Annotated in this window: 25 protein-coding genes and 2 riboswitches; of the genes, 1 reads left to right on the top strand and 24 read right to left on the bottom strand. The window is 51.3% G+C overall.

The genetic code is table 11. The features are described from left to right. Positions 1-12 precede the first annotated feature (12 nt). The 8 genes from NSQ73_RS13655 to NSQ73_RS13620 form a co-directional block, all read right to left on the bottom strand. Positions 13-831, bottom strand: coding sequence for a VanW family protein (locus NSQ73_RS13655; protein ID WP_340986819.1), 819 nt, complete (start codon positions 829-831; stop codon positions 13-15). Further along, positions 828-1,352 carry a cysteine hydrolase family protein gene (locus NSQ73_RS13650; protein WP_340986818.1) on the bottom strand — a complete coding sequence of 175 codons (525 nt, stop codon included), beginning with the start codon at positions 1,350-1,352 and terminating at the stop codon, positions 828-830. The genes NSQ73_RS13655 and NSQ73_RS13650 overlap by 4 nt, the downstream gene beginning before the upstream one ends. Positions 1,353-1,543: 191 nt before the next feature. Continuing rightward, positions 1,544-1,705: a hypothetical protein gene (locus tag NSQ73_RS13645; RefSeq protein ID WP_167549552.1), complete on the bottom strand. Its 162-nt coding sequence runs from the start codon at positions 1,703-1,705 to the stop codon at positions 1,544-1,546. Positions 1,706-1,921: 216 nt separating this feature from the next. Continuing rightward, positions 1,922-2,644 carry a 7-carboxy-7-deazaguanine synthase QueE gene (gene queE, locus NSQ73_RS13640; protein ID WP_042137728.1) on the bottom strand — a complete coding sequence of 241 codons (723 nt, stop codon included), beginning with the start codon at positions 2,642-2,644 and terminating at the stop codon, positions 1,922-1,924. Then, positions 2,637-3,119 (bottom strand): 6-carboxytetrahydropterin synthase QueD, encoded by a 483-nt coding sequence (gene queD / locus NSQ73_RS13635; protein WP_039298931.1) that lies wholly within the window; start codon positions 3,117-3,119, stop codon positions 2,637-2,639. Before queD ends, queE begins: the two co-directional genes overlap by 8 nt. Next, positions 3,119-3,781, bottom strand: coding sequence for a 7-cyano-7-deazaguanine synthase QueC (gene queC, locus NSQ73_RS13630; protein ID WP_039298934.1), 663 nt, complete (start codon positions 3,779-3,781; stop codon positions 3,119-3,121). The genes queD and queC overlap by 1 nt, the downstream gene beginning before the upstream one ends. Positions 3,782-3,829: 48 nt before the next feature. Beyond that, positions 3,830-4,330 carry a preQ(1) synthase gene (gene queF, locus NSQ73_RS13625; RefSeq protein ID WP_042137732.1) on the bottom strand — a complete coding sequence of 167 codons (501 nt, stop codon included), beginning with the start codon at positions 4,328-4,330 and terminating at the stop codon, positions 3,830-3,832. A 175-nt stretch (positions 4,331-4,505) separates the two neighbouring features. Continuing rightward, positions 4,506-4,549, bottom strand: a riboswitch (PreQ1 riboswitch). A 90-nt stretch (positions 4,550-4,639) separates the two neighbouring features. Next, positions 4,640-5,380 (bottom strand): ZIP family metal transporter, encoded by a 741-nt coding sequence (locus NSQ73_RS13620; protein WP_340986816.1) that lies wholly within the window; start codon positions 5,378-5,380, stop codon positions 4,640-4,642. 299 nt (positions 5,381-5,679) lie between these two features. Here NSQ73_RS13620 and NSQ73_RS13615 point away from each other — a divergent pair, with 299 nt between their 5' ends. Further along, positions 5,680-6,015: a hypothetical protein gene (locus tag NSQ73_RS13615; protein ID WP_039298941.1), complete on the top strand. Its 336-nt coding sequence runs from the start codon at positions 5,680-5,682 to the stop codon at positions 6,013-6,015. A gap of 137 nt (positions 6,016-6,152) precedes the next feature. On the opposite strand, the gene murB is transcribed toward NSQ73_RS13615, so the two are convergent. From murB to NSQ73_RS13535, 16 genes are all read right to left on the bottom strand, one after another. Then, complete coding sequence (murB, locus tag NSQ73_RS13610) at positions 6,153-7,067, bottom strand: UDP-N-acetylmuramate dehydrogenase (RefSeq protein ID WP_340986814.1); 915 nt, start codon at positions 7,065-7,067, stop codon at positions 6,153-6,155. Positions 7,068-7,227: 160 nt separating this feature from the next. Beyond that, positions 7,228-7,950, bottom strand: coding sequence for a hypothetical protein (locus tag NSQ73_RS13605; RefSeq protein WP_340986813.1), 723 nt, complete (start codon positions 7,948-7,950; stop codon positions 7,228-7,230). A gap of 42 nt (positions 7,951-7,992) precedes the next feature. After that, positions 7,993-8,799 (bottom strand): ABC transporter ATP-binding protein, encoded by an 807-nt coding sequence (locus tag NSQ73_RS13600; protein ID WP_039298947.1) that lies wholly within the window; start codon positions 8,797-8,799, stop codon positions 7,993-7,995. Positions 8,800-8,856: 57 nt separating this feature from the next. Then, positions 8,857-9,879: a FecCD family ABC transporter permease gene (locus tag NSQ73_RS13595; RefSeq protein WP_445669667.1), complete on the bottom strand. Its 1,023-nt coding sequence runs from the start codon at positions 9,877-9,879 to the stop codon at positions 8,857-8,859. Positions 9,880-9,890: 11 nt separating this feature from the next. After that, a complete protein-coding gene (locus NSQ73_RS13590) occupies positions 9,891-10,949 on the bottom strand; it encodes a FecCD family ABC transporter permease (protein WP_340986811.1) in 1,059 nt (352 codons plus the stop codon). A gap of 231 nt (positions 10,950-11,180) precedes the next feature. Further along, positions 11,181-12,203 (bottom strand): ABC transporter substrate-binding protein, encoded by a 1,023-nt coding sequence (locus NSQ73_RS13585; RefSeq protein ID WP_340986810.1) that lies wholly within the window; start codon positions 12,201-12,203, stop codon positions 11,181-11,183. A 198-nt stretch (positions 12,204-12,401) separates the two neighbouring features. After that, positions 12,402-14,219, bottom strand: a complete 1,818-nt coding sequence (locus NSQ73_RS13580) for an APC family permease (protein WP_042137741.1) — start codon at positions 14,217-14,219, stop codon at positions 12,402-12,404. Between the two features lie 128 nt (positions 14,220-14,347). After that, positions 14,348-14,507, bottom strand: a riboswitch (cyclic di-AMP (ydaO/yuaA leader). 226 nt (positions 14,508-14,733) lie between these two features. After that, positions 14,734-15,168 carry a disulfide oxidoreductase gene (locus NSQ73_RS13575; RefSeq protein WP_039298958.1) on the bottom strand — a complete coding sequence of 145 codons (435 nt, stop codon included), beginning with the start codon at positions 15,166-15,168 and terminating at the stop codon, positions 14,734-14,736. After that, positions 15,165-15,920 carry a DsbA family protein gene (locus tag NSQ73_RS13570; protein WP_340986809.1) on the bottom strand — a complete coding sequence of 252 codons (756 nt, stop codon included), beginning with the start codon at positions 15,918-15,920 and terminating at the stop codon, positions 15,165-15,167. Before NSQ73_RS13570 ends, NSQ73_RS13575 begins: the two co-directional genes overlap by 4 nt. A 93-nt stretch (positions 15,921-16,013) precedes the next feature. After that, entirely contained in the window at positions 16,014-17,933 is a 1,920-nt protein-coding gene (locus NSQ73_RS13565; RefSeq protein ID WP_340986808.1) for a sensor histidine kinase, read from the bottom strand. 201 nt (positions 17,934-18,134) lie between these two features. Then, positions 18,135-19,451, bottom strand: a complete 1,317-nt coding sequence (locus NSQ73_RS13560; protein ID WP_042137745.1) for a hemolysin family protein — start codon at positions 19,449-19,451, stop codon at positions 18,135-18,137. Positions 19,452-19,764: 313 nt separating this feature from the next. Further along, positions 19,765-20,301 (bottom strand): spore coat protein GerQ, encoded by a 537-nt coding sequence (gene gerQ / locus NSQ73_RS13555; RefSeq protein ID WP_445669496.1) that lies wholly within the window; start codon positions 20,299-20,301, stop codon positions 19,765-19,767. A 47-nt stretch (positions 20,302-20,348) separates the two neighbouring features. After that, the gene (locus NSQ73_RS13550; RefSeq protein WP_042137747.1) at positions 20,349-20,771 is read right to left on the bottom strand and encodes a cell wall hydrolase; all 423 of its coding nucleotides are present in this window, start codon (positions 20,769-20,771) and stop codon (positions 20,349-20,351) included. A gap of 288 nt (positions 20,772-21,059) precedes the next feature. Next, on the bottom strand, positions 21,060-21,452 hold the full coding sequence (locus tag NSQ73_RS13545) for a DUF2500 domain-containing protein (protein ID WP_042137749.1): 393 nt from the start codon (positions 21,450-21,452) through the stop codon (positions 21,060-21,062). Between the two features lie 226 nt (positions 21,453-21,678). Further along, positions 21,679-21,855, bottom strand: coding sequence for a hypothetical protein (locus NSQ73_RS13540; RefSeq protein ID WP_171715899.1), 177 nt, complete (start codon positions 21,853-21,855; stop codon positions 21,679-21,681). Positions 21,856-22,070: 215 nt separating this feature from the next. Then, positions 22,071-23,363 carry a WD40/YVTN/BNR-like repeat-containing protein gene (locus NSQ73_RS13535; protein ID WP_340986807.1) on the bottom strand — a complete coding sequence of 431 codons (1,293 nt, stop codon included), beginning with the start codon at positions 23,361-23,363 and terminating at the stop codon, positions 22,071-22,073. Between the last annotated feature and the right edge of the window lie 25 nt (positions 23,364-23,388).

Genomic DNA, 23,388 nt, shown 5'->3' with positions numbered 1-23,388 from the left:
AATCCTCCGGCTTTATCCGTGCAGCAGCGGAGAATACATCATCAGTGCATGGTTCTCGGCGACAGCCTCATCACCCGCGAGCTCTCCTGTATGGGTAAGCACCCTGCGGCGGATAGCGTTACTTCGTACATATCCTCCCCACGGCTCCAGGCTGATCACATGGCCGTCTTCATAGACCTCATAATTGTAGAGCTGCCGGCTGTCACAACGCCACTCCCCGTGCAGATGGGTCTCATCCAGATGAAGCTTCAGCTGGTAGGTGTACTCCGTATCATTTCTAAGCTGCAAATCCAGATAGTTATAGGAACAGGTGGCCCCGCTGCCAAAAGGCTGTGTCCGCTGCTCATCGGGAAAAACATCATAGCTGTGCCGGTGCCGTTCAGTAACCGTGAGCGGTGTATGCAGCGCCATCCAGTAGATCAGATTCGACAATTGGCAGAGTCCGCCTCCCGTTCCGGACCGGAAGCCGCCATAATGCAGAACCATTCCATCCAGATATCCCTTCCTGCGGGTCGGCTTTCCGATACTCCGCCAATAGGAGAAAGTCTCGCCGGGACGGATGACGAGTCCGTCAAGCTTGGCAACAGCCAGGCGCAAATTCGTTATTTTATTATACTGCAGCTGCATATCGACATTACGCAGGCTCCGAAGCAGAGGTGTGGCATGGCTGGCCGCCTCATAAGGCAGAGCTTCCGGGCGAAGTTCCTTGGCGAGCCTGCCCCGTGCTGTGATCCATTTCCAATATCTTTTCCAGATAAAATAGCGCTTGCCGGCAAATAATCTCAGCCTGGAGCGGCGGATCGGCTTCATTGCGGGAATTACCGGATTCATCGGAAGGTTACTTCCTGTTCCGAGCGCAGCGCAGCAATTCCGGAGCCAAGCGCATCATTATGCTGCTTCACGATTTCTTCACCTGTGAGATGGTTATCATCGAAGGTACTATGTGCATCTTTGACCAGGACGCTGGAATACCCAAGGCTATGTGCGCGTCTGCTGGTGGCATTTACACAGTAATCCGTCTGCATCCCGCAGATAACCAGCTCCGTCACTCCAAGCCGTTCAAGCTCTTCCTGAAGCCCGGTGAGATGGAAGGAATCCGGAGTTGTCTTCTCGATTACCTTCTCCCCTGCCTGCGGTGCAATGCGGCTGCTGATCTCCCAGGTAGGGATCCCCTTCACAAATTCCCCCTCTTCTTCAGTATGCTGGATGTAAATCACCGGAACCCCGGCTAAGCGGGCCTTGTCCAGCAGCGAGCTGATCCGCTCCAGAACTCCTTCTTCGTCATACAGCTTCATATCAGGATAAGCAAACATCGCCTCTTGAACATCAATGATCAGTAATGCGGTTGACATCATAAATCCCTCCCCGGACTGTTATTCTCCTGCTGCAGACTTTCTCCTGCATACCAGCTGGACCGGATTGCCGTCCGGATCACTTATCCATGCGGATCGCAGATCATTTAGGAAATCATGCGCTGCCGATAGAAGTATGCTGTAGCCATGGCGTTTAGGCACTAATACTCCCTAATATTATAACTGATAATTCACTCTGGTAGCTTATCCGAGATCACCAGGATAAAGGTAGCCAGCGGTCCCAGCAGCAATGACAGCAGAAACCAGTTTAATCCGCTCCGGTTTTTCCCCTGGGCAATTCCCGCATTAATCAGTGCCAGCGTTCCCCAGCCTGCGTAGTATCCGTTCTCCATTTCAATTCCCCCTCATACTTGATCATCCATCAAGTATATTACGCCTAGAATGGGTGATGCACCTCCGCTTGTTACATTAATCCTAATAATTACATTAAAAGGTATTGGGTACCGGCACCCCGAAGGAAGAGCAGGCGGACCGGGGGACTATAACACAAAGACCGGACCTCCGCATCGCAGAGGTTCGGTCTTCATTCAATATATAATGCGCAAGCCTTACTTGCCCCGCTTATTATGCCAGATTAGTGCGTGAAGCTGCGGCAGCACCCGCGCCTTGTTCATCTGCGGGTCGGCAATCACCAGATTAAACAGCCATTCCAGCCGGCCCAGCAGGCGGCCTGAAATGTCGCCTTCCTCGGTGACATTATCGTTCCCCGGCTGAAGAAACAGCGGGACCTCCGGGTACCTGAAATGTACCTTCCGGGCATATTCATAATCCTCCTGGCTAAAAACAACCACCTTCAGGCTATGGGCAGCCTTGCCGCTGCTGCCGACTCTAAGCATAATCTCATCCAGCTTATCCCAGTCGGTCTTCATCCCGGAGCTTGGCGGCTTGGGGCTGATCGTCAGCACATCGACATCACTGAACCAATCCTGCCAGCGGCTGCCCTGTGTCTCGATGGCCGCCTGGATACCGCGTTCGTGGAGCAGGGTGATGAACTCACCCATGGCTTCCCCGATAAGCGCCGGATTGCCTCCGGAGATGGTTACGCAATTGAAATTATCTCCTGCCAGCTCAAGCAGCCCGGCGAGAATCTCCTGCGGTTCCATCAGGGTTACTTTATCTTTCGCCGATCCGTCCCAGGTGAAGGCGGAATCACACCAGCCGCAGCGGTAATCGCAGCCGTAGGTGCGGACGAACATCGTTTTGACACCGATGACCGCCCCTTCCCCCTGAATCGTCGGGCCGAACATTTCGATAACGGGTATTTTACTCATGGTCGCAGCCTCCGTACAGACGGTAAGACGGCCCCGCTTCCGGAATGTCTGCCGCCAGCACCTCCGCCCAGGAGGTCGGAGTCTCCCACAGCTTGACCGAATAGACCGGTAAGGAAGCCCGCTTCAGCTCATAAGCGATGTATGCTGACATGTTCTCCGCCGTCGTACGGAACGACAGCAGTGCTACCTTGGAGCCAGTAGCCGTAAGTGTCTCCAGTACAGGCTCATTGCCCATGGCCAGGAAAGCATGATCCAGCTGGTCGACTACAAGCTGCTTCACCGTCGCTTTGATATCGCTGAAATCGATGACAAACCCCTCATCCGACTGGCCGTGCTCCACGGACGGAACGCCCTTCAGTACAACCTCAAGCTTATACGTATGCCCGTGCAGATTACTGCATTTCCCCTTGTGCCCTATCAGCTGATGGGCGGCGTCAAAGGTAAAGATTTTGCAGACAGATACTTCGCCCAGCATTATAGTCCAGCCTCCTGGCGCTCCGCCTCATACTGCTCAAGGCCGCGCTGGCGCAGCAGACATGCCGGACAGGTGCCGCAGCCGCTGCCGATAATCCCGTTGTAGCAGGTAAGAGTCTGCTCACGGATATAGTCGAAATAGCCAAGCTCGTCGGCCATTTTCCAGGTTTCTTTTTTGTCCAGCCACATCAGGGGGGTATGAATCACGAACTCATAATCCATCGACAGATTAAGTGTAACATTCAGTGATTTCACGAACACATCCCGGCAGTCCGGATATCCGCTGAAGTCCGTCTGGCAGACACCGGTGATGATATTGCTATAGCCCAGCTGCTTGGCCAGAATCGCTGCAAAGGACAGGAATAGCAGGTTCCGTCCGTCTACAAATGTACTCGGCAGCTCCTCGCCCTCCCCGGCAGCGATTTCGATATCGTCCCGGGTTAGCGCGTTCGGGGCCAGCTGATTCAGCAGTCCCAGATCGAGAATATGCTGCTTCACCCCAAACTTCGCGGCAATCTCCTTGGCGACTTCGATCTCTGCCGCATGGCGCTGATTATAATTAAAAGTTACCACCTGAACCTCCTGGAACTGCTGCAAAGCCCATACCAGACAGGTGGTGCTGTCTTGGCCGCCGCTGAAGACGACCAGTGCTTTTTTATTCATCGTAAGTTCTCTCCTCCTTATTGTTCTGTGCGTTGTGGATCTCCCGGATTAACGGTTATCCACTTTCTCGGGATACAGGTCGTGGTTCATCAGCCGGTGCTCGGCCATGGCCTCATACTTCGTTCCCGGACGCCCCCAGTTGCAGTAAGGATCGATGGAAATGCCGCCGCGTGGCGTGAACTTGCCCCAGATCTCAATATAGCGGGGCTCCATCAGCGAGATCAGATCATTCATAATAATGTTGACACAGTCTTCATGGAAATCCCCGTGATTGCGGAAGCTGAACAGATAGAGCTTCAGGGATTTGGATTCAACCATTTTGATATCAGGAATATACGAAATGTACATCACGCCGAAATCCGGCTGTCCCGTAACCGGACACAGGCTGGTGAACTCCGGGCAGTTGAATTTGACAAAATAATCACGGCCGGGATGCTTGTTATCGAACGCCTCCAGAATTTCCGGAGCATAGCCGAAATTATACTTCGTACCTTGATTACCCAGCAGGGTAACCTCCTGCATTTCCTCTTTCAGTCTGCCTTCTGACATGACAAAAAACCCCTCTCTTTTCCCTAGGCTCACGGCCTGAACTGGAAAGAAGAACGAGATTTCGAAAACCTGGCTCTACTAAGATGAGACACGCGCGGCATAACAAGAAATAAGTACAGGCAAATGCCCGTACTCCTTAAGCCCCCGGATATCCGGAAAGCTGCTCATGCCTGTAGCGGTCTTAGTTTTTTATAGAGGGAGTTTGCGAACCTCTCCTGCGCTTGCGCGCGCAGATTCCTTCTTTGTGCTTATGACTATACATATGGTGCGTCTTGAACTATACCATGATTGCCGGAGGCTTGACAACCCTCACAGCTGATCCAGGATCAGCGAGCACAGCAGCCCCATGGCGGCGATAAATCCCGTTAGCGGTCCACCGTCCTCATAGGCTTCCGGCATCATGCTGGAGGAGACCATCGCGATAATCCCGCCCCCGGCAAAAGAAGCAATCATCGCCTCCGTATACCCGCTTGCATGGTCCATAAATGTATAGCCAGCGCCTGAAGCCAGGGTGGAGATTACCAGTACGCCGAGCCAGAGCAGCATAATTTTTCTTTTGCCGTAGCCGTCCTGCTTCAGCCCTGCCGTGCTCGACAGCCCTTCCGGAATATTGCTGATAAAAATAGCAATAACCAGCAGCAGACTTACACCTTGGCCGGCAATCAGACTGGCCCCGATCATGATCGACTCAGGAATAGCATCCAGTACCGTTCCGGCAAAAATAGCCATGCCGCTCCCGCCTTTAGCTTCCGTCTTCCCTGATGCTCTGGCTGAGCGTTTGCGGCCGGCTCCGCCTTTCCGCGAGATATACCAGTCAAACAGCGTGAACACCAACGCTCCTGCGGTAAAACCGATGATCGTCGGGGTCAGCCCGCCGTCACTCGCGGAATCCTCCAGCAGTTCATAAGCAGCTGCTCCAATAAGTACGCCTGTCCCGAAAGCCATAATGAAGCCGATCAGCTTGGTGGGAATGGACAGGAACAGAGCGAGCAGCGCCCCGAGTAACACAGCTGAGCCGGAAATGGCGCCCCACATCCATGCACCCCACATTATGCTCACCTTCCCCGTTTATGTATTGTTAATAGAAGTGCATAGATGTAGTTTACACCCTAATGGGGAACTGCAAACAATGCATCTTCCGGCGGGCACCTATTCGAGATCTATTCTTTTACGCTTATATATTATTCATTATGTTAATTATTAATATTATTAATTATATTTCGCCTTCACGGGAATGGAGCAGTTGGTTAGGCTGTGAGCGGAGATGTGACAAGCCGATGGATTCATTTGCCCGGAAAAGGGTAACTTAGAATTATCAATCTCTTACTAACCAAAGGATGGGATCCTATATGGAACAAAACGTACAGAAGCTTATCGATTGGCTGGAGGCGCAGGAGCATGCAACCCTGGTGATCAAGAAGCAGGAGCTGGATGATCTGGATACAGTTCACTTTAATCTGGACACCGTAGACTACCGCAATGCCGAGGATGTTCTTGATGAATACCTGGGCAGTGCACTGATTCTGCGGGGAACGGGAAATACACTCAATGCAGACGGTGAGCTTGTGCCGCTTCCGCAGCCTAATTATGAGATCGCGGTCAGCGGGCTGAAGCTGAATACAGTAGCTGAGGATAATGTCGAGCTGGAGACGGACAGAGCGAAATATTCCTTAGCCTTAAGCTGAATGATCTAGTATTACAGGAAAGTTGTGCGCGTCATGTTTATTTCCCCTCTACTTGAGACACATACAGGCCATGGGTGAAGCACACCCATGGCCTTACACACGTCTATTGATTCAAATACAAGAATTTATTAGCTGATTTATGCTTCTTCCCCGAGAATCTCGACTTCCGTCTCCAGCTCGACATCGAATTTATCCTTGACCGTTGAGCGCACATGCTGAATCAGTCCGATGTAATCACTGGCCGTCGCATTATCCGCATTGACGATGAATCCGGCATGCTTGCGCGATACCTCCGCTCCGCCGATGCGGGTTCCCTGCAGGCCGCTCTCCTGAATCAGCTGGCCGGCATAGCGGCCCGGCGGCCGCTTGAACACACTGCCGCAGGAAGGATATTCCAGCGGCTGTTTAGATTCGCGGAGATAGGTCAGCTCATCCATGGAGGACTTGATCGCAGCAGGATCACCCGGCTGAAGCGCAAATCTGGCCTCCAGCACAATATACTCTCCGCTGGCAAAGATACTTTTGCGGTATCCCCACTGAAGCTGGTCGCCCTGCATAGTAATAAGCTGTCCGTCCTTGTCGATCACAAGTGCACTTTGCAGCACGTCCTTAACCTCACCGCCGTAAGCTCCGGCATTCATATACAGCGCCCCGCCTACCGTGCCGGGGATGCCGCAGGCGAACTCCAGCCCCGTCAGCTCCAGCTCCAGCGCATATCTTGAAGCATCGATAATCTTCGCCCCGCACTGCGCGTAGAGCAGTCCGTCCCGGATGCCCATTTCCGTCATGTCGGAGGTCTGAAGCACAATACCGCGGATGCCCCCGTCCCGGATGATGACATTCGAGCCGTTTCCGAGTACAGTAAGCGGAATATGATGATCATGCGCATATGTAGATATTCTCTGAATTTCATCGTAGGTTGCCGGAGCAGCCCAAATATCCGCTTCCCCGCCCATGCGGGTATACACCAGATGCTTAAGACTCACGTGGCGCTTCAGCGAGCCTGCGGTGACCAGCTGCTGCAGGTCCTTATATATGTTGTCGATATTCATACTTCATGCTCCTAACTCTATGAAAATGATGATCGTGATCATCTGCCTGCCTCAACTGCATCGCGGCAACCACAACTTTAACAACGAACAGGCTCCCTTGTCAATGACAGGAGCCTGTTTGGAAGCTGCATACAGCATTATTATGTTTCATCATTCCCGTTTATAACCTAACTTCTGTCCGGTAGTACATACAGCAGCGGTTGCGCATCTGTACAGTTTGCTCCGGGTCAACGAGCGATTCAATTCTCCGTACCTTCACATGAAACGGATTCCGGGGCATCTGGAATACTTCAGCAGGCAGTTCATCTTTCAGATAGCTGTAATCTGCTTCAATCCGCTTAAGCACTGCAGGATCGGTAATTCCGGCTGCAAAGGACTCCACATAATAATTGAATTTGGACGGCATCTGTCCCCATATCTCACCAAGTGATAAACTGCTCACCTGTGAAATACAGCGTACCAGCGGCCCGGCAGTCTCTTGATAAAAGCGGGCAAACACATCATTTCGCCACGCGTCCCTGCTCTGCTGTTCCTCAGGAGCCTGCTCAGTCTTCCACGCGTGAAGGGAGAAGGCAATCCGGCAATATCCGTCTGCCGGAATGAGATGAATCCCCAGATTCGCTAGTCTGAGCTCAGGAACGAAGGAGAATCCTGTGACTGAATACTGAACCGCAAGCGCCAGATTGGACAGATAGCCGCCGAAATATGCAGCAACCGCTTTATCGTCCAGTGCTTTCATTAACGGCCCGTAAGTGTCTACAAATGCCCTCATACCCTGCTCATGCACCAGTTCAGCTGCAGCGAAGGAGTGCAGAGCTCCCTCCGGTACCGCAGGATGCAGGTCAAACTTAGTGGTGAATTCCTTAATCAATTGTTCATTCATTGCACTGCCCCTCTCCGCTCCACTAGCCTGCACAGCTCGCGCTTATAGTCCAGCTGCCTTGTACGCAGCCAGCTCGTAAGGGAGGCACAGCGGCACTCCGGTACGCGGATCAGGCACAATATCGGCTTCAATGCCGAATACCTCACGCAGAACTACCGGTGTCATTACATCAACCGGCGCACCTTCACTGATCACATTGCCGGATTTGATCGCTACCATATGCTGTGCATAACGGGATGCATGGTTCAAATCATGTACCACCATGATAATCGTCCGGCCTTCTTCTTCATTCAGCTTCTGCAGCAGCTGCAGCACCTCCAGCTGATGGGCCATATCCAGGAATGTCGTCGGTTCGTCAAGGAACAGAATATCTGTCTGCTGCGCCAAAGCCATGGCAATCCAGGCCCGCTGACGCTGTCCGCCGGAGAGCCGGTCAATCGGACGGTCATGGAACTCCGTCATACCGGTAACTTCGATTGCATTAGCAATGATGCTGCGGTCTTCAGGCGTCATGGTGCCGAAGCCCTTCTGATGCGGGTAGCGGCCGTAACCCACAAGCTCGGATACAGTCAGACCGTCAGGCGCAGTAGGATTCTGCGGCAGAATCGCCAGCTGCTTGGCCACCTCTTTGGTGGACAGGTTATGAATGGATTTGCCGTCAAGCATGACGCTGCCGCTCTTCGGCTTCATGATGCGTGCCATCGTCTTCAGGATGGTCGATTTACCTGAGCCGTTCGCTCCAACCAGCGCTGTAATCTTCCCTGTCGGAAGTGACAGGTTCAGCCCCTTTACAATCATTGCCTCTGCGTATCCGATACTCAGCTGTTCTGTATTCAAACGTTCCGACATGATACTCACTCCTCAGGATTTTAATTTTTCATGATAATTCGCCTATGAATGCCTCTGTTAAGCCTTAGATTTTGCCAAAAGATATAAAAAGTACGGGGCGCCGATGATCGCCACCACGATACCTGTAGGTATCTCTGTTGGCTGCAGAATCCAGCGCCCGATGGTGTCTGCGGTGAGCAGCAGCAGCGCGCCTATCAAAGCGGCTGCAGGCAGCATGATCTGATGACGCGGGCCTACAAGTCTGCGGGCGAGATGCGGTGCAATCAGTCCGACAAAGCCGATGCCTCCGCTGACCGAGACGCAGGCGCCTGCGAGAGCCACAGCAGCAGCCAAGAGCAGCAGACGTTCCCGCTCCAGCGGCAGCCCAAGTCCCTTGGAGGTTTCATCCCCCAGGTTCAGTACGTTAAGCACCCGGGCTTTGTAGAACGCGAACGGCAGCAGAATCAATATCCAGGGGAGCAATGCCAGCACGAACCGCCAGTCTCCGCCCCAGATTTTGCCGGCCAGCCAGATGGCTACGAACTGATAATTCTGCGGGTCCAGCCTTAATGACAGGATCAGCTGAAAAGCGTAAATGCCGGCACCTACGGCAATTCCGATCAGGATCAGCCGTGTCGGCGAGAGTCCGTCGGCTCTCCGGTAGGAGAGAAAATAGATCAGCGTGGCCGTAAGCGCTGCACCTGCCAGCGCCAGCAGCGGAAGAACAAAGATGGGCCCCGCTGTGGTTGCCGGGACAAATGAAATGAAGATCAGCACTGCGAATCCCGCTCCGGCGTTAATCCCTAAGGTAGAGGGTTCAGCAAGAGCATTGCGCGACAGGCCTTGCAGAATAGATCCGGATACTGCGAAACCCGCCCCGATGAGCAGTGAGATCACTATACGCGGCAGCCGGAAATCAAACAGAATCAGCTTCTGCTGCTTCGTTCCTTCACCGAGCAGAGTATGTAGAACATCAAGTGGTGATAAGCGCATGAAGCCGGTATTCATACTGACAATAAAAATAATGATGATAAGTGCAGCAAGCAGCGTTAGAATACCGGCTTCTCTGGTGCGGCGCGATTTCACTGAGGGTACAGACATGGTCCTGTTCATTACAGCTCCCCCTTGCGCTTGCTGGCCAGATAGATGAAGAACGGTACGCCGATTACTGCAATCAGGGCACCTATCGGTGTTTCATAAGGCGCATTAATCATTCTCGCAGCGATATCGGCAAAGAGGATCAGGACGCTCCCGAGTACTGCCGAGCAAGGAATGATCCAGCGGTAATCCACCCCCACCAGATAACGGGTAATATGCGGAATCATTAATCCGACAAAAGCAATCGGCCCCACCGTCGAGACCGCCGCTCCGGCAAGAATGACTACAATGATCATCCCTGCGGACTGTACCAGCCGTGTGCGCTGCCCCAGTCCTGCGGCAACATCCCTTCCCAGGCTTAACAGCGTGATGGAACGCGAGAGCACCAGCGACCCGATAAGCGCACCTGCAACCCAGGGGGACATAATCTTGAGCTGTGTCCAGTTCGCTCCGCCAATCCCGCCTGCCATCCAGAACGCAATATCCTGGGAGAGGTGATACAGAATGGCGATGCCTTGGCTGACCGCCAGCAGCATGGCACTGACCGCCGCACCCGCTAAGGTCAGGCGTAGCGGTGTCAGCCCGCTATGGGACAACGAACCGATGCCGAAGACTAAGAGCGATGCCACAGCCGCTCCAATGAAGCAGTAGATCATGATATACATGAAAGACAGCGAAGGCGCAAAGGCGAAAGCCAATGCCAGGCCGACACCGGCTCCGGCGTTGAGTCCCAGCAGCCCGGAATCCGCCAGCGGATTCCGGGTCATCCCCTGCATGATCGCGCCGGCAACAGCAAAACATGCACCCACCAGCGCTCCGGCCAAAGCGCGGGGGATTCGCAGCTCCCGGATGACCTGATGCTGTCCCAGCTCCGGATTGAAGCGGAAGACAGCTTCCCATACAGTAGACAGCCGGATATCTGCCGCTCCTAACGATACAGACAGCATCAGCCCGAAGACGATGGCGGCTATTCCGAGCAGCAGGATCGTAGCTGCAGCTACCGGCCGCGACTTGATGGGTTTATCCTCTGCGGCCTTATAAGGATTGAGGTTAGAACGTGTGGATGAAACCATAAGCCGTCTCCTTAACAGGATTATTACTTGCTTATTACTTGCTTCTAATTGATTATCATTCTCATTATCGCAAATATATGAATATTGTACAAGCAGATAACGCGTAATCTATACTGAACGCCCTCATCTATCGCTCCATTTAAAAAAAGGTGCAGATCATCGTATCCGGGGATACAAGGACCTGCACACTCGCTACCGGCAAAGGCTGATCACCGGCATTTTGAACGCTGCTTATTTTACAAGACTGCTCAGAGCATCATCAATTGTTTTGGAGTTAGCTATAGGACCGCTGTACAGCCAGCTGGTTGCTCTGCCAAACTCATGAACATTCCCCGCCTTAACAGCCGGAATCCCCTTCCAGATCGCGCCATCCGTAACTTCAGCAGCATCCGCCCCGTCACTGTTCACAAGGATGATATGATCTGCAGTCAGCTCAGACAATTTCTCAAGTGAAATCGGATTCCACGTTGCTCTGGACTCAGCAGGAATTTCGGTAACCAGATTCGGGAGCTTCAGTCCAAGATCTCCATACAATACCGCTCCGCTGCTGCGGGTTTCGTCTACAATGAAGAAGCTCTTGGAGACCAGCCAGAGAATGGCAACGGACTCATCGCCGATGGCAGCAGAGATTTTGGCTTTTGCATCAGCAGCTTTTTGATCGTACGCTGTAATTGCTGCTTCAGCTTCAGGCGTTTTGTTCAACAGCTCGCCGATCTTGAGCAGCGATTTGCGCCAGTCCTTGCTGACTTCGTCGCCGAGTACATACGTAGGTGCAATTTTGTTCAGCTGGTCATACAGGCCGTTCTGAACAGTACCTTCCGATTGTACAATGGTGAAGTCCGGTGCGAAGCTGGTTACGGCTTCCAGTGGAAGGTCATAGCTGATGGTTGGAATATCTTTAAGCTCAGCTGCGAGGTATTCCATAGTACCGTTTGTAACGGACCATTGGGCAACCGGGGTCACGCCAAGTGCGACCAGATAATCTTCCAGATAAGAAGCCAGCACACGCTGCGGGTTCGCAGGGATAGTGACTTTATGTCCCATGGCATCCGTTACTGTTTGCTCTACCGCTGGAGCTGTTGTTTCTGCAGGTGCAGTTGTAGCTTCGGTAGTTGCTGCAGGTGCTGTAGTTGCCGCAGCTTCATTATTGGCTGCATTGTTATTTCCGCACGCGGATAGTAACAACGTTGTGGTCATGAGTCCGGCCATAGCCAGCTTCATGCTTCCTGATCTTTGTAGGTTGAACGAAAACATTAACTACCCCTCCTGTAAGTACATTCATTATTGGTCAAAGGTTACTGCTGCCTTCGCCTCACATAAACTGATGATATTGATTCTCATTCTCTCTGTCAACTAAATTATCTGGTTCCATGTACACTCACCCTGCGCTTAACAAAAAACGGCTGTCCCCGCAACCTGCGGAAACAGCCGTTTTACATATAAAGGGTATGTCTATTTGTGCAAATGATACGGTACAGTTGCTATAACGATATCCTTCTGATTCATCAGATAAGAACGGATGAACAAGCTGGTCTGATTATGCAGAATCGCCTGCCACCAATGCTTCGTAACAAATTGCGGAATGAGTACAGTAATATGGTCTGTAGAAGCGGTTTTCCACTCCACCGTATCGATGAATTTCACCAGCGGGCGGATGATGCTGCGGTAACGCGAGCGGAGTACAATCAGGCGCACCCCAGGGTTCCACTCTTCCCACTTCTGTTCCATTTTGTGAATCTCTTCTTCATCGAATCCGACATATACAGCCACTACATTCTCAGTCAATGACTTCGCATAGCTGATCGAATGCAGTACCGCGCGGGTGACACCGGCAACAGGTACAACCACTGTGCTTCCTTTAATACAAGGTTTATCCGTAGCCGGACAAATGCGCAGCTGATCGGCAATATTCATATAATGGCGGTGAATCCGGTGGAACACGATGATTACAAGCGGCAGGAAGATGAAGGCCATCCATACACTCGAGAATTTAGTAATAATGAAGATGAGCGTAATGGTTAAGGTTGTGAGCATGCCTACTGTATTCACAGCGAATTTGCTCTGCCAGCCCTTAGGCTTGGTTCTGTACCACTGGACCATCATGCCAAGCTGTGAAAGGGTAAACGGAATGAATACCCCAACGGCGTATAATGGAATCAACCCTTCGGTATTTCCGTGAAAAGCAGCTACAAGCACAGCCGACATTACGCCGAGGAAAATAATGCCGTTGGAGAATCCCAGCCGGTCTCCGCGCACCATGAAGGCATGGGGTAAATATTTGTCCTTGGCGAACATGAAAGCCAGCAGCGGGAAGGCCGAATACGCTGTATTCGCCGCCAGGAACAAGATTACTGCAGTGATGCCTTGGATGAAGAAGTACAAACCGCCGCGGCCAAAGGTAGACTCGGTAATCTGCGACACAACCGTTGCTTTCTCATCCGGCATGATACCGTACCAATAAGCCAAAAGCGTAATCCCTGTGAACATAGCTCCGAGAATCAGACCCATCAGCATCAGCGTTTTAGCCGCATTTTTCTCAGCCGGTGCTTTGAAGTTAGGGATCGCATTGGAGACCGCTTCTACCCCGGTCAGTGCCGAACAGCCGGAGCTGAAGGCCTTGAGCAGAAGGAACATACTAACGTTTGATACCGCCGAGCCAATCTCAGGAACCTGGGCATGAGCACCGCCGGTTGCATATTTGAAGACTCCCGCGATAATCAGTACAAAGATGGATACGACGAACAGATATACCGGAATGGCTATGAAGGAAGCTGATTCAGTAACACCCCGCAGATTGACAATCGTTAAGAGCAGAATGACAGTAACCGCTATGAGTACACTATGATTATGAAGACCCGGGAACGCTGATGTAATTGCATCCGTTCCCGCCGAGGCGCTTACCGCCACCGTTAGAATATAATCGACCAGCAAAGAGCCACCGGCAAGCAATCCGGTATGAACCCCTAGATTGGTTTTGGCAACAATGTAGGCGCCCCCGCCCTGCGGATAAGCAAAAATGGTCTGCCGATAAGACAGGATTAAGATGGCCAGCAGGCCCAATACGGCTAATGCAATTGGCAATGAGTACCAGATAGCTGTGAAACCTGCGGCCACAAGTACGATTAGGATTTGTTCTGTTCCGTAGGCTACAGACGAGAGCGCATCAGAAGACAGGACAGCCAGTGCTTTCACCTTGGATAACTTTTCATGATCGAGTTCGTTCGACTTCATCGGACGCCCGATCAATAGTCGTTTTACCTTGCTTACCATTGTAGTAACAGTTCCTCTCTTTGTTAAGTTGAAACGGCAGTACCGCGCGCTGTTTTCATAAGTGGATTTCATAAATGCAGGCACAAAAATAAGCATACGGAAATGATCCGCATGCCTTGAGTGCATGGTCATTATCCCACTATTGCTTACGAGGTTAGCTGGCGGATTCGGGCTGTGGTAGCCCTACGGTTTTCGAGTCTGCTGACCCGCTTCCGATTCACCCCGTTGGCACTCGGCCAAGTTTGGTTCCCCCGTTTTTCCTTCCGGAAAATTCAGCGCATATTCAACTTCTCACAAGGACTAATAATAATCTACAATGCCTCTTCCGTAAAGCGTTGAAACAAATGAAAAAAGAATGAAAAACAACCAAAACAACCAAATCCATGATCCGGTATGTCTTGATCTTTCATTCTCTTTCATTATCCCTTTATCGCGTGATTTTACAGCATTTCTGCTTAATAATTTACACTCAATTTAAGGGAAATAGTTACTCTTCATTCTGCCTGACGGCTTCTTACTCACCTGCATCCTCTTTACGCCCTGTCCATAGCAGAATTGTGATTAATGCGAACGCAATGAGTGCCAGCAGCGGGATGGTGATGAATCCGAAATAATTCAGATAATCCGTGTTGCACGGCACACCGATTGTACATGGAAGCACCTTGCTGAGTGCCGGAATTTTCTGCTCTGCGTAATGATAGATCGAAATGCTTCCGCCAATCAAACTTAAGGGAAGGACATAAGGGATAATGCGCTTATCCCCCCGGTAAGTGGCGATTCCGAGCAAAATCAGCTGCGGATACATAAATATCCTCTGAAACCAGCATAGCTTGCAGGGCTCATATTTCAGCACTTCACTGAGATACAGACTGCCTGCTACAGCAACAACCGAGACGAACCAGGCCAAGTAGAGACAATTCCGGCGGCAGAATGCAGAGAATTTATTCATTGTGCAGCCACAGCTTCCGCAGCTACCTGGATTTGAGCATCAATCTCCTCCATATTAAAAGGTTCCTTCACCTTGACTCCATTGACAAACAGTGATGGCGTGTTGGTTACGCCGGTGTCAGTGCCAAGCTGGATATCTCTCTCCAGTTCGCTTTCGTAGGTCTTGTCTTCAATATCCTTACGCAGCAGGTCGAAGTCAATGGGCAATTCTAATTGCTGTGCCAGACTTACCAGGAAGTCCGGTGTTGCCCACTCTACCTTTTCTTCACCCTGGTTAGCATAGATGGCATCGAAGAATTTCCAGAAAGCCTCTTGATTCTGATGGTACACGGAGAGTGCCGCAAGTGAGGCTGTTCTCGAATCCGTACCGATAAAGGCCAGGTTGACGAAGTAAAAGGCTGCTTTATCCTGATTGACATACTCCTGAACGATTTGCGGTTTAATCACCCCGGTGAACTGGGCGCAAGCCGGACATTTGTAATCGCCGAATTCAACGATTTTGACGGGTGCGTCTTCTTTGCCCAGCCGTGCCATTTCACTGTAATTGAAGTCAACGGGAGCGGCAGCAGATCCTGTGGTTGAGCCGTCCCTCGAGGCCAGCATGAATAATCCTACAAAAATAATAACGACTAACGCCACTGTACTCACGATCAGAATTCTCGTTTTCTGCTTCTGCTGCTCCTGCTCTGCCCGGCGTTTCTCCTGCTTGCTCATCTGGGGAAGCGCGACATTGTTCTTTTTCGGTTTGCTCAAAGAGAGTTCCTTTCTGTCCATAGGACTGTCGTGATAAAAGATAAGTTACTTTAAAATTATATAATTAAAGTTCTCTCCTTGGCAAACCCTACATTATACAGCTTTGGTTGCCGCAGGCACTCCGCTGTCTTCATTTTCTTGGTTGTAAATCAGCTCCGGCGATGAATCCAGCGACTGTAGTACAATTCTGAAAAAGAACTGGGTCCCGCCGCCCGGCGCCGGTTCCGCCCATATTTCTCCCTGCATAAGCTCCACCAGCTTCTTGCAAATGGCCAGACCCAGACCGGTACCCGGATATTTACGCGTGTGGGAAGCATCCACCTGGGAAAAGGATTGGAACAGCAGCTGCAGCTTATCCGGCGGAATACCAATGCCCGTATCATGCACTTTGAATTGCAGCGTCTGAGACGCTCCCTTCAGGCCGCAGGACTCTACAGTAACTGTAACCGCTCCCGAAGGAGTGAATTTCACCGCATTGCCGATTAAATTAACCAGGATCTGACGGATCCGCGCAATGTCTCCCACGAACTTGCCGGGAAGCCCCTCTTCTACCGACAGCACAAACGACAATTGCTTGTCTCTGGTGATAACTTCGAACAGCTCCATACACTCCTGCAGCAGCACAGTCAGCTGAAACGGCTCCTGGTTCAACACGAGACCATCTGCTTCCAGGCGGGAGATATCAAGAACATCACTCATTACACGGAGCAATGCCTGGCTGCTGGTACTCTGCAGCTTCAGTAGCTCCAGATGCTCGGGTTTGCTGATCTCTTCGGCCAGCAGCTGATTGATGCCGATAATTCCGTTCAGCGGTGTACGGATTTCATGGCTCATCGTCGCCAGAAACTCGCTTTTCATCCTGGCAGCACTCTCTGCCGCATCCCGGGCCTGAATCAGTTCATGCTGGTACTGCATCAGGGCAGTGACATCCTCGGCAACGATATAGACCAGCTGTTCCTTATTATGAAGCAATGGAAACACCGTTACGCTGCAGATCATCTGCTGGCGGTCCCTGGTGATAACCTTCAGCTCCAGCTTGGAGGACTTTCCTTGGGAGGCATTGCGCACAGCTTCCTTGACTGCGGCTTCATCCCTGTCACTGTACAGGATGTTCTTGAATTCCCCCAGTTCTTCTCTTCCATATCCGGTGGTATACCGCAGGGCAGGATTGGCACTGATGATCTTCTTAAGGGCCGGATCAATACACAGCACCATATCCGGGCTATGCTCGAACAAGGCCATATAACGCTGCTCATTAAACGCTGCAAAGCGGAGCACATGCTGCCGGTCCCTATAGAGCAGGCCAAGCACAATCGTCACAATGAACAAGAAGGAACCGCCCAGAATGATGCCCAGCAGTGAATCATCCAAGAGCGGAGCGCGCCCTGTATACAAGAATGAGTCTACTACTGTGAAGGATGCGCCGGCCATTGCAGAATAATGTATACCTGTGAACGCTCCGGTCAGAGTTAACACGAGCAGCAGTTTTTTGACACTGAACATGTTGTAGGCATTCTCCAGCCATTTCGGGTCGTAGGATGCGGTAATAACAGGGACAACCAGGGCGAACAGGATGGACAGGATAATGGAAAAGAACCCTTGTTCATACGTTGCTGAGAGCTTCATCGCCAGAATGCCGCTGAAATGCATGATCAGGATTCCGCTGCTGAACAGCATGCCGCCAAGACCCAGATAGACACGGCTGCGGGTATGGGGGTTGCCAAGCATTACGAACAGCATATAAGAAGCGGCCACAGGAATGATCAGCGAGAACACAAGCAGCAGCAGATCATACGATACCGGAACTCCCATATCCATCGCCCGCATTCCAATAAAATGCATACTCCACATCCCTGTACCCAGCACTACAGAGATAAGCAGAATATAGAGATTTCCCTTGCGGCCACGGAGAAGCCGTTCCGCCAGATCCAGGGCTGTGAAACACGATAGAAATGCTATAGCAACAGATAAGAGGACAAGCAGATCATTGTAATGATTCGGATGATGCTCCATAGCCTCTCTCCTTCCTTGATTTCACAATATTGCACTGCACCTATTTACACTACCTTACCCTTGGTGAATCCAGTCGAATCGTGGATTTTGCCTTATGGGACAAGTAGTTTTTGCCTAAGGAGAGCGCTGCAAAAACTGGAGCCCCTGAATGCAAAAAAAAGCACAGCGCTGTAATAGCGCCATGCTCTTGTCTTCTTGTAATTAAGCTCCGGCTTCCTCCGTCAAAAACTGCACCTTCAGCAGCTTAATCCGGGAAATCCGCTTATTGTCCGTCTCTTCAACCACGAATAAATGATTGTCGAACTCCACCGTCTGGCCTTTTTGCGGAGGATTCACCTCCAGCTTGGAATACAGCCAGCCGCCTATCGTATCGTAATCATCCGTCTCCATATGGATTCCGAGCGTATCATTGATCTCCTCGATCAGCATCAGGCCGTCGATAGAGAACTCATCCTCCCCCAGCTTCTCGATGCCGGGACGTTCCTCGTCGAACTCATCCTGAATCTCTCCGACAATCTCTTCCATAATATCCTCCAGAGTAACCATTCCCGAGGTACCGCCATACTCATCAATCAGGATAGCGATTTGGGTCTTGGCACGCTGCATGACCTTGAGGAGGCTGCTAATCTGAATTGATTCCGGTACAGTCAATATCGGACGGATCAATTCGTTATACTTGGGCGCATTATCACGGATCATATCCTTGATATGAATGAAGCCGAGAATATGGTCCTTGTCTCCGTCGCAGACCGGATAACGGGTTCTCATTCCGTCAAAGGCAATTTCAAGATTCTCGTCCGTCTCCAGATGCGTGTTAAGACAGATCATTTCCGTGCGCGGAATCATAATCTCCCTGGCCATCGTGTCAGCAAATTCGAAGATATTATCCACCAGGGTCATTTCCGTGTTGTCGATCAATCCGCTTTTGTTGCTCTCCTGCATCAGAATGCGTATTTCTTCCTCCGTATGGGCTGTAGCCAGCTCCGATGCCGGCGTCAGACGGAAGATACGCAGCAGCCCGCGTGCCAGGCCGTTAACCACCCAGATGAAGGGATACATGATCCGGTAAAAGACATTCATCGGACCTGCAGCAAGCAGAAGTACAGCCTCGGCTTTATTCACCGCAATGGTCTTCGGGGCAAGCTCGCCCAGTACAATATGCAGAACAGTGATGAACATAAAGGCTATGATAAGCGAAACCACAAAAACAGTTGTTTCTCCGAAGCCGAGGTTCGTAATAACCGGCCCCACAATCGTAGCAATCGCCGGTTCTCCGAGCCAGCCTAGCGCAAGCGAGGCAAGTGTTATGCCAAGCTGACAGGCCGACAGATAACCATCCAGATTATGAACGATCTGTCTTGCTGCAGGGGCTCTCTTGCTGCCTTCCTCAATCAGTGAATCGATGCGCCCGCTGCGCACCTTCACCATCGCATACTCAACCGAAACAAAAAAACCGTTAAGCAGCACAATCAAAATAATAAGACCTACATTTAATATACCGGGTAAAGGGTCGCTCAATTTATACTCCTATCCGCCGTTTCCTGTGCGGGCGGATAGGCCCACCTCCTTCGTTTGTTCAAAATGTCAGACTGGATCATGCCAGCTGTTCCTTTCCGTATCAATTTCCCAATGCCTTCATCTCCAGTACATAAATCACGGATTATAAATAATACTTTTATTATATAAATATATTAGGTGAAACAGCAAGCATGCGTGTCCCCTCGAAAAATACAGCATATGTGCGTACGGTAGCAAAAGAAACGGCTGACCGCCTTTAAACAAAGGTGGACAGCCGTTTTTGCGTTATTCTATGGATAAATGGCCAGAAAGCTTATCGGCAGCTCCGTACAACCGCCGGATTTCCGATAACTCCCGGATATTGATAGACAAGCGGCTCTTCAAAGGTGGCATAATCGAAATTTACCATCAGCAGCACAACCCGCTGTCCGGTCGCCCGGTCGCTGATAATCAGATGGTCGCGGCCCGCAGCTTCAAGCACACCGGTATAGACCTTGGCGTTCCAGTCTTTGTTGTTCTCATAGGTGAAGTAGAAGGTGCCGACCTTGCCAAGGTTGAGGCGGAAGATGTTCTCCACATAAGACTGTTCGAACACCGGTGCAGTTGTTGAGACCACGGTTCCGGCTGGCGTCATGGGGCTGCCGCTGGTGACCTGCGGCGGCATGCTGCTCATAGTACCCATGGTGCCCATGTTTCCAATGTTCCCCTTGTTGCTCATGGCACCCATAGTATTCATCGGGCCCATGCCGTTCATGTTGTTCATGTTGTTCATGTTGTTCATGTTGCTCATGCCACCTGCTGGGTTGCTGCCCATCATATAATTAACGGGACGATAGGGTTGAACGATCATTTACAAATAACCTCCTTGAATTTGAATTAGCATTCACTTAAGCGTACCTAGAATAATGACGGGCAATCCACCTGGGTCGGAGTGAAGAAGCAGTGTGCCTTGTAGCGGCCGGTGTTCTGCTGGTTATACCAGTTGGCCGGACAAGCCCCGACAGGCCGGAAGAACCACAGTGCATTTGATGCTGGCCAGGTTCTTTCCCCGGCGATAGCGCGTTTTGCCAAACGGATGTCGGCCTCCCGTGCACGCTGATAGAAGTACCCCTTCTGCGGGGCTTCAAAGCCGCCCGGGCTCTGGTACACCATATCATTCACACTGCGGATGTTGTTGAAGTCCAGACAGTTGCCGAGAATCCGGTTGACCCCGACATTACCGACCATCAGCATGCCTGACTCCCCATCCTCTTCGGCCTCGGCCCGCATCAGCCGCGCAAGCACCCTTACATCCTCCGAATTCGTTTTGATGACGGCCACGCGTTCTCCTCCTTGTAATCACTTCATTGACAGTTATGGAACAAAGCTGTAACGCCAAGCATCCGTTGTTCTTTACTGCTCGCTGTATTGTATGTGCATTCGCCTAAGTGGTGACAGTCCCCGCCCAATTTCCTGCGGTCTGCAGCAATACCTTGTATACCATGAAAAACCTGCCTTTGAGCCGAGGCAAGCACAACCCAAATACCCCCTTGCACCGCTGACGGTTACAAGGGGGCTGCTGAACACTTTTCAAATAAACATCACACTATCCATGAACAAGCCTGTTCACTATTCCGCTGTGGAGTAATGCGGGCGCCGCTGAAAGCCATGATATCTTGTACCCTGATATGTCAGCACCCCTCTGTCCCCTTCAGCACTCATGCCATATTCATGGCCATCCACCTTGAACTCTCTGCGGACACCATCCTCCGCCTCATACGTCAGGTAGTAGGTTGTGCTGGTGCGGCTGCTCTCATCCTGTGCCTGCTGCTGGCGGACTTCGCTGCGCTTGCTGACAATGCGGGCGGGTATGGACTGCAGGGGGGCATTATTGTTCCGGCTCCACTGAAGCAGTCCTCTGCCTGCAGACACAGCGATAATCCCCACGACTACAGCGAGGAATATCGGCAATACCGTTCCTGTAAAATCAAACATCCAGGATGGATCCGGTCCCGTTCCCATGGTCTCTTCCCCCTTGTTCCCATCTGGTTAGATTCCCTGCCCTTGCAGGTCTTCTCTACATGTATATGCCTCTTCCCTTCAAGACAGCATAACAAATGTGTAACAACCCCGGCTGCTCCGAGAGAATCTTCACTTGGGGTGATGACAGCACGCCAAAAAGACCACCTAAATCCCCCTATATCCGGGAACCTAAATGGTCTTCATTATACCAAAAGAGGTGATCACATTAAGCATGTACGAGATCTAGCAATTGTCTGGTTTCGCTTGTTTCTTCCGGCAGCATACCGTTGTCCGCCCAGCAAGCTCTGCATTGTTCTTCCGTTTCACACAGGTGAGCATCGTCACAGTTGTAGCACAATTGCAGCAGGTTTCTTGTCATATAATCCGTTTCAAATGTTTTCATAATAATCTCTCCTATTCGGGATGAAAGTTTGTGAAAAAATGAACTTGTTCTCTATGTGTTAAATATATCACAGGAGTGAAAGTTTGTCATGTGATTTTTTTCACATTTTTAAAGAAAATTTTAAATAAGATTTTTCCTTATATTAAGAGGGCTTTGCGGCCTTATTATCCAAAAGAAAAGGCTGCCCGCCAATGCGGACAACCTCTTAATTACTTTTACATAACCCGCCAGCTCACTCCGCCATTCGTAGTCTGTAGCAGGATAGATCTGCGGTCCTCTTCTTTCTGGATCAGCAGCCAGCCTACATCATCCGAGATGAATTGCAGCTTCACTACTTCCGGGTATTCCAGCAGCTTGGACTGCAGTACACTGCTGGCAGGAAGTGCCGTCCAGGTCTGTCCCTGATTCATCGTCTTGTACAACAGGTTCCCCTCTAAAGACCAGCCCGCCTGCGAGCTGAGGAATTCAGGTGCCACATGCCGGTTAATTCCCGTCAACGCCGGCCGGCTGAAGCTGATAAACTTCCAGTTTTCTCCCCCGTTTGCAGTGAAATAGCCGTTGTAGGTCATGCTGGCCTCTTTTTCTTTTTGACAACCAACAGACAGCCATCCGCTTGTATGATCCGTACCGAAGAATTCAGGTTCACCGGCAATGACCCGGTCACAGCCTCCAAAGCTCTCGTTGACCAGAAATTCAGAGCCTGCCGCCCAGGTTGCCCCGCCGTCTTTGGTGACATAGATCTTAGGCAGCGCCCCGGTCTGCAGCGTTACGAATCCGCGGCTTCCGTCCTTGAATATCATTCCGGTCGTAACGCCAGGCAGCGGAATTGTATTGTTAGGCAGATTCGGATTATACTGCTCATTCTGCATGACCAGGGCCCAGGTTGCCCCGCCGTCCTGCGTTGTATACAGGGCTTTGCTCTCTTTGGTGGAGCTGGCATCCCATGAAGTCATCAGCCAGCCATGGGACGGTGAACTGAAGTAGAACGAAGACAAGGTGTTGGTGTCAGGAAAAGCAGAAACTTTCCAGGTGTGTCCCCCATCTGTTGTGCGCAGCACCACGGTCTCGGTCGTGCCGAAAGAGCTTCGTATAATCCAGCCGTTGCTGGGATCGGTGAAGAAAATCTCTTTGCCATACACCGGGTTGCTCAGAAACTGCACAGTCGTAGCCGGCGAGATGTTGGCCCAGGTTTTGCCGTTATCAAGGGTCATATACATGCGCAGCTCATTTTTGGTGACACCCCAGGCTATTCCCGCTGACGGGTTAAGCAGCCTGAAGTCTGTCAGCCGGGTCTGAATCTGATATTTCGGGGCATTCTCATTATCGACGTTCTTGGCATCCGGTGTGATGACCGTAATCATCTGCCCTTCTTCCGGCGCTTCCGTCGGCTGCGGGGGCTGGGAAGGCTCGGGAGCGGGAGCAGAAGAACAAGCCGAGAGAATAAGTAAGGTCAGGAGAAGCAGCAGCACCCTTCTCAGAACCTTGTAACCTGAAGCTGTGGATGACAATGCTCTCTCTCCTCTTCCCGTTAAT

It is taken from the genome of Paenibacillus sp. FSL R10-2736 (genome assembly GCF_038000245.1).
In the GTDB taxonomy this organism is placed as follows: Bacteria; Bacillota; Bacilli; order Paenibacillales; family Paenibacillaceae; genus Paenibacillus_AQ; species Paenibacillus_AQ phytohabitans.
Note: the sequence above shows the minus strand (reverse complement) of the source record. Positions and strands in the feature narration are given on the sequence as shown.